This is a genomic window from Leucobacter sp. M11, from assembly GCF_035726885.1.
In the GTDB taxonomy this organism is placed as follows: Bacteria; Actinomycetota; Actinomycetes; order Actinomycetales; family Microbacteriaceae; genus JAPFRB01.
On the sequence record NZ_JAPFRB010000006.1, the window covers coordinates 12,257 to 18,623 of the forward strand.

A 6,367-nucleotide genomic window follows, 5' to 3' on the forward strand; every position below is an offset into this window, starting at 1 on the left:
GGGGCTGGTCTCCTGCTTGATGAGCGGAACCTCGAGATCGGCGTGCCCCGAGACCGTGTGGTCGGCAAAGGGCTCGGCGAGCTCGTACCCCGCGGGAATCGTCAGCTCGGACGCGGTGAGGACGGTGCCGAGGGACAGCCCGGTGAAGGCCTGCGAGCCGACGCGGTCGCCATCCTCGGTGTACGTGATGGTGACGTCGTAGAAGGCGCGCACCAGCTCGACGGTGAGCGTGGCGTTGCCCGTCACCTCGTGCGGAGCGAAGGGCTCCGCGAGCAGGTACCCCGCGGGCACCTCGAGCTGGGGCTCCGCAATGACCGAGCCGGGGGCGAGATTCGGGAAGGATTGCCGATCGATCTCATCGCCGGAGAACACGTAGGAGACGTCCACGGCGTAGCTCAGCGGCACCACGGGAATGACATTGGGATAGAGGCCGATGCTGTTCGGATCCACGACCAGCGAGCCATCCCACTCCGGGGAGATGACGAAGCCCGCGGGGGGCACCATGTATTCGGAGTAATCGATGTAGTCGCCTTTGTCGTGGCTGAAACACTGGATCTTCTTGAGTGAGCCCTCGTGGGTGTATTCGAACTGCACGGTCACCTGCCACATCTGGCAGGGTTCCAGGTTTTCTTCGGCGTTCGGCTGGGGCCCTTCGGGGGCGAGCGCCTGCGATGCCGCGGGCTGCGCCCCGAGGAGCATGCCCCCGAACATCATGGACAGCGCCGTCAGGGCTGCGAGCTTCCCGGTCAGTGATACGGCCATGCTTCCTCTCCTTGGCGCGGATGGCCTCGGGATGAGCGCGAGGTTCCTGCGCGTGCTGTGGGTCAGAATGGTGTGTGGGCAGCAGCTTATCGGGGAGGTTCTTTCCGGCACAATGCTGTACGGCATCCCGCGGGGACGCCCGGCGCACCCCCGTTCCCGCGCAGCAGGCCAGGGTCGGCGGCCAGCCCGCGCCAGCGGCCGCCGTTGCTCGATTCCCGGGGCGGCTTGCCCGGGGAACCCGCCCCTCCCGGTATCCTGGGGAGGATCCCGGCGCACACCAGAAGCCGGGGCGGCCGCGCAACCGCCGGCCGAGACACCGGCCAGCGCCGGGGCAGACCAGCCCGGCGCGGCCGTCAGCGACGAACTGGGGAACACACATGAGTGAGCTTGAGGCCTTCGACCGACGGGAATCCGAGGTTCGCGGGTACATCCGATCCTTCCCCGTCCTCTTCGAGCGCGCGAGCGGCTCCGTGCTGACCACGGCCGACGGCCGCGACTACCTGGACTTCTTTGCCGGGGCCGGGGTGCTCAACTACGGCCACAACAACCCGAAGCTGACCGAGCCCCTCGTGGACTACCTGCGCGGCGGCGGTATCCTGCACGGGCTCGACATGGCCACGGGGGCCAAGCGCGACTTCATTGAGGCCTTCGAGCGGTTCATCCTGGAACCCCGCGGCTACGACTACAAGCTCCAGTTCACCGGCCCCACCGGCGCGAACGCGGTCGAGGCGGCCCTCAAGGTCGCCCGCCAGGCCACGGGCCGCTCGAACGTGGTCGCGTTCACGAACGGCTTCCACGGCCTGAGCCTGGGCGCGCTCGCCGCAACCGGGAACGCCAAGTACCGCCGCGCGGGCGGCATCGACCTCGGCGGCATCACCCGCCTGCCCTACGACGGCTACCTCGGCGCGGGCTTCGACACCCTCGACCTCTTTGAGAAGATGCTCGGCGACCCCGGCTCCGGCCTGGACCTGCCCGCCGCCGTGATCGTGGAGGCCGTGCAGGGCGAGGGCGGCATCAACGTCGCGAGCCCCGAGTGGCTGCGCCGCCTGCGCGAGCTGACCGCCGCGCACGGCATCCTGCTCATCATCGACGACATCCAGGCGGGCGTCGGCCGCACGGGCGCGTTCTTCAGCTTCGAGGAGTCGGGCATCGTGCCCGACCTCGTCACGGTGTCGAAGTCGATCTCGGCGTCGGGCCTGCCGATGTCGCTGCTCCTGCTCCGCCCCGAGGTGGATGTCTGGGAGCCCGGCGCACACACCGGCACGTTCCGCGGCAACAGCCTCGCCTTTGTCAGCGCCCGCGCCGCCCTGGAGCTGTTCTGGGCGGACGACGCCTTCACCGAGCAGATCGCGGAGCGCTCCGAGCAGCTCCGGGTCGCCCTGGAGGGCATTGCCGGGGAGTTCCCGGACGCCGGGTTCACGGTGCGCGGCCGCGGTCTCATCTACGGGCTGTCCTCCGTCAGCCGCCCCGAGCTCGCGGGGGCCGTCTCCGCGGCCGCCTTCGAGCGCGGCCTCGTCATCGAGACCTCAGGCGGACTGGACGAGGTGCTGAAGTTCCTGCCGGCGCTCACCATCTCCGCCGAGGAGCTGGACGCGGGCCTCGACATCGTCCGGGAGTCGCTGCGCGCCGTCGGCGCATAACCGAGCCGGACACGATCGACCCGTGGCCGCGGCCCGCCCCGTGCGCGCCGCGGCCACGGCCGTCTCCGGGCGGCTCGGCCCGAGCCGCGCTCAGCCGCGCTGCACGGCGCGCAGGTGCCGAGGTCCGGCCGGGACCGTGTGCTCCGCAAAACCGGGGTGCTTCTCCAACCAGGAGACGACGTAGGGGCACACCGGGGCAACCCGGAGTCCGGCGTGGATCGTGTCCTCCACCGCGAAACGCACGAGCTGACCGGCAAGGCCCTGCCCGCCGTAGGCGTCCTCGACGCCGGTGTGGAACAGCACGCGGTCTCGTCGCCCGTCGGCCCCGGTCACGTCGACATAGGATTCCTCGCCGGCGACGGCGGGCCCGCCCTCGGCCGCGGTGTCCAGGATGACGTAGCGGTGCTCGGCCGGGCGGTGCTCAACGGAAAAACGGTTCTCGGTCATACGGTCTCCTTCTTCGGGGTGTGGCGAAAAACGGTGCCTTGACAACAACGCCGCGTCAGCGCACGACCTTCCCGGCGGCGTCGCGGGCCTGGATCGGGTGCTCGCTCAGGATCGAGACCCGGTTGAACAGGTTGATGGCCGCCGCGACCCACTCGGCGGCGACGAAGTCCTGCTCGCCGAGCACGGCGTGCGCGGCGAAGAGGTCCGCTCGGCTGTCCTCGGTCAGCGGTAACACGGTCGCCGCCTCGGCCACGGCGAGCGCTGCGCGCTCCCGCTCGGAATAGATGGGGGCGTCGCGCCAGGCGGCGAGCACGTCGAGCTGCTGCTGGGTCACGCCGGCCTGCCGGGCCTGCCTGGCGTGCAGGTCCAGGCAGAAGACGCAGCCGTTCAGTTGCGAGGCACGCACCTTGATGAGTTCGGCCTCCTGATCTCTCAGCCCCGACTCCGCGGTGGTCCGCTTCACAGCGGCGGAAAAACGCTCCGCATCGGCCCAGGCCTCCGGGGCAATCTTGTCCAGGAACAGTCGCATGCTTCTCCTCGATGATCGGTAAGTGCGGTGTCAACACGAGCCCCAGATCGAGCAGGGCACCTGCTGCCAGAATACCCTGGGGGCGTACCCGGCAATGGGTTCTCTGAGGTGCTCCGCAGGCACAGCGTTTTCATGCACGCGTTCCCACCCGCAAAGAAACGGGGATTGTATTGTCGGTTGCAGCGGTCAGACTGAGGCGATGACCCCTCACCCTCCTGACATAAAAACCATCCTGGCAGACCCTCCCTACGAGCTCGAGGAATCCGAGCGTCGGATGTTTCCCACCCCAGTGCCGATCATTCTCGCCACTCTGCTCTGGGCGGTGATGCTGTTTTTCGTTGCGCTCGCGGTGAACGCGGAACCCGGCGGTGTGCTCTGGGTCGTGGTGACGGCAGCCACCGAGTTTCTGACTGCCCGGGGTATTCCCATCCTGGGCATCGTGTTTGCCCTGATCGCGGCAGCGGTGACCGCCGTCACTATCGTGGGTTACCGGAACGAAGCACCCCTGTCGCCGCCGAAACTGTCCGCGATTTTGGACGTTCTCCGTTGGCTGCTGTTGCTTGCCATGACCGGGGCGGCATTCGTCGCGCTCGGAACGATACTCACTCCCGTGCTCCTGGCAGAACTGGAGCGCAGCCTGGAGGCGTGGGGAGGGAACACCGCACTTTCCGAGAGCACCGTGTCGTTACTCTCCAGCGTGCTCGATACGTTCTTCCTCGGTGCGCTGAGCATCGGGTTTCTGGTGCTGGGGCACGTGCTCGCGCGGGCTGTTGAGATGTGGCCGCGCGCCGACGAGACAGTGCTTGAGGGTGAGCGGGAGCGCTTGTGGCAGCGCATTCAGAACGAAAATGAAGCGGTGAATAAGGTCTCGCCATGGAAAGGAACGCGCAATGAGCTCACCCACAGACAAGCGGTTGTTCACGCGCTCGCCTTGACAGCGCTCGCCCTCGTCCTGTCGCTGTCGCTCACGTCCTGGGTATCGGCAGGCTTGCCTGAAGCACAACGGACGCCGCTCCTGAGCGCGTCCTTGACCGTTTGCTCAGGGGTGTGCGCCCTGGTTTGGCTGACGTGGACGGGTGTCTGGTCCCACCTGAGCGCGATGCCGACTGCGTCGAAGCCCGGGACGGATTCTGTCCCAGGGCTTGGCCTGTGGCGAGCCAAGTTTGGTCTTCTGATTGCCTGCCTCGTTCTTGGGTTCCTGCTGTACGGAGTGGTGTGGTGGCTGGTGGCTTCGCACCTGCTCAGCGCGGGCGGTACGGTGTGGGTGCTGTTCGGGCTCGTGGTCGGGATCCCGCTTGTTGTCTTGGGGGTGCCTTGGCCGAAAGGGTCCTTGAAGCAAGCGGGCTGGCACCTGGCACGGAGGCGGCTACAGCAACTCCTCGATGCTGACATTCGCCGGCTGGGGCAGTACGACCGGGGTACGGCCCAGGCGCTTGCCGTCTCGGATGACCCTCCGGAAACTGCCGTATCCACGATGCCCTCGCACGTGGTGCTCGCGGTTCCCCCGGCCGAGCGCAACGGAGCGGACACACTCGCACTGGTTACTGTGCTCATGGCAGGCATCGCGGCTTGTGTTCTGTGCCGACGAAGGCCCTGAGCGAGCCGTATCGTCGAGCCGCTTGGCCCGGGAAACGATCAAGACCGGGAGACGCGGAGCCGGGGCTCAGCCCCGGGCCGGTCATGCGGCGGACCCGCCCCTCAGCTCGATCGTTCGGTCGGGGTGCCAGAGCCCGGCGTCGCGGTGGGTGACCACAATCATGGTGGCGTCGAGCTCCCTGAGCGCTGCCGCGATGCGCCGTTCCGTGTCCGCGTCGAGCGCGGAGGTCGCCTCGTCGAGGACGAGCACCGGCGCGCGCTTCAGGATCGCCCGCGCGATCGCGACCCGCTGCCGCTCGCCCCCTGAAAGCGCCTGCCCGTGGGGGCCGACGGGCTGGTGGATGCCGCGTGGATCGCGCTCCAGCAGCGCGCCGAGCTGGGCGAGCCGGGCCGCGTGGCGCAGCTCGTCCTCGGCCGCGTCCGGGCGGCCGATGCGCAGGTTCTCGGCGAGCGTGCCGCTGAACACCACAGGATCCTGCGGCACGAAGGCGAAGCGCGAGGTCAGCTGCTCCTCGCTCAGCTCGGGGAGCGGCACCCCGCCCAGCGTGATGCGACCGGCATCCGGGTCGTCGAAGCGCAGCAGCAGGCCGAGGAGGGTGCTCTTGCCCGAGCCGCTCGGGCCGGTGATGAGCACCCGGGAGCCCGGGGGAATGCGTGCGCTGAGCCCGTCGAGCGCGGGAGCCCGGCGGAGCGACTCGATGTCGAAGCCGTTCCCGAGCGGCTCGGGCCCCGCCACGGCGGGCTGGGGCAGCGCGGGCGCGGCGGCCACCGCCCGGTACGCGCCCAGGTGCGCGCGCACCTCGGTCACGGCGATGCCGCTGAGCGCCACATCGTCGAGCGGGGCACCGGCCCGGATCGTGAGCACCAGCAGCGCCAGGGCCGCCGCGGGCTCGGCGAACCCCCCGGAGACGAGGAGAAACACGAGCGCCCCGGCCAGCGGGAGCGCGCTCGCCAGCCCCGACACCAGGGTCGCGGGGGCCGCCGCCCGGTTCGTCCGCGCCATCGCCCGCTCCTGCTCGGCCCAGGCCAGCTCCGCCCGGTCCAGGGAACGGCTCGGCCCGGCGGTCGCCCGCAGGAGCTCCCGGTGCTCGACCAGCTCCAGGGTCGCCGCCGTGCTCGCGGACTCCGCCCGATGCCTGGCCGTGTCCACCCCCGACAGCCACCGCTGCGAGGCAATCTGCGCCGCCAGCGCGACGACGAGCACCCCCGCCACGAACAGGGCCGGGGCGGCCCCGAGCACCGCGCCGATCACCCCGACCAGCAGGAGGGGGACGAGCGGGGCGAGGATCAGCGTCTGCAACTGGTGCGCGGGCACCCCCATGAGCGCGGGGATCGCACGGCCCGAGGCCGCGGTCACCTCGGCGCGATGCTCGGCGGTGAACCAGGACAGCTT

The 6,367-nt window shown here is 69.6% G+C and carries 6 protein-coding genes; 2 read left to right on the top strand and 4 right to left on the bottom strand.

The window, feature by feature from the left end; translation table 11 throughout:
• On the bottom strand, nucleotides 1-762 hold a 762-nt coding region (locus OOT08_RS17070), incomplete at its 3' end, for a hypothetical protein (RefSeq protein WP_325094043.1).
• 377 nt (nucleotides 763-1,139) lie between these two features.
• On the opposite strand from OOT08_RS17070, the gene ectB reads away from it, so the two are divergent.
• Nucleotides 1,140-2,402 (top strand): diaminobutyrate--2-oxoglutarate transaminase, encoded by a 1,263-nt coding sequence (gene ectB, locus OOT08_RS17075; RefSeq protein WP_325094045.1) that lies wholly within the window; start codon nucleotides 1,140-1,142, stop codon nucleotides 2,400-2,402.
• A 90-nt stretch (nucleotides 2,403-2,492) separates the two neighbouring features.
• Here ectB and OOT08_RS17080 read toward each other — a convergent pair whose 3' ends face one another.
• Together OOT08_RS17080 and OOT08_RS17085 are read right to left on the bottom strand one after the other, a co-directional pair.
• Nucleotides 2,493-2,849, bottom strand: coding sequence for a GNAT family N-acetyltransferase (locus OOT08_RS17080; RefSeq protein WP_325094046.1), 357 nt, complete (start codon nucleotides 2,847-2,849; stop codon nucleotides 2,493-2,495).
• 55 nt (nucleotides 2,850-2,904) lie between these two features.
• Nucleotides 2,905-3,378 carry a carboxymuconolactone decarboxylase family protein gene (locus OOT08_RS17085; RefSeq protein ID WP_325094047.1) on the bottom strand — a complete coding sequence of 158 codons (474 nt, stop codon included), beginning with the start codon at nucleotides 3,376-3,378 and terminating at the stop codon, nucleotides 2,905-2,907.
• A 199-nt stretch (nucleotides 3,379-3,577) separates the two neighbouring features.
• On the opposite strand from OOT08_RS17085, the gene OOT08_RS17090 reads away from it, so the two are divergent.
• Nucleotides 3,578-4,975: a hypothetical protein gene (locus tag OOT08_RS17090; protein WP_325094049.1), complete on the top strand. Its 1,398-nt coding sequence runs from the start codon at nucleotides 3,578-3,580 to the stop codon at nucleotides 4,973-4,975.
• Nucleotides 4,976-5,056: 81 nt separating this feature from the next.
• Here OOT08_RS17090 and OOT08_RS17095 read toward each other — a convergent pair.
• A partial coding sequence (locus OOT08_RS17095; RefSeq protein ID WP_325094050.1) for an ATP-binding cassette domain-containing protein occupies nucleotides 5,057-6,367 on the bottom strand: 1,311 nt, incomplete at its 5' end.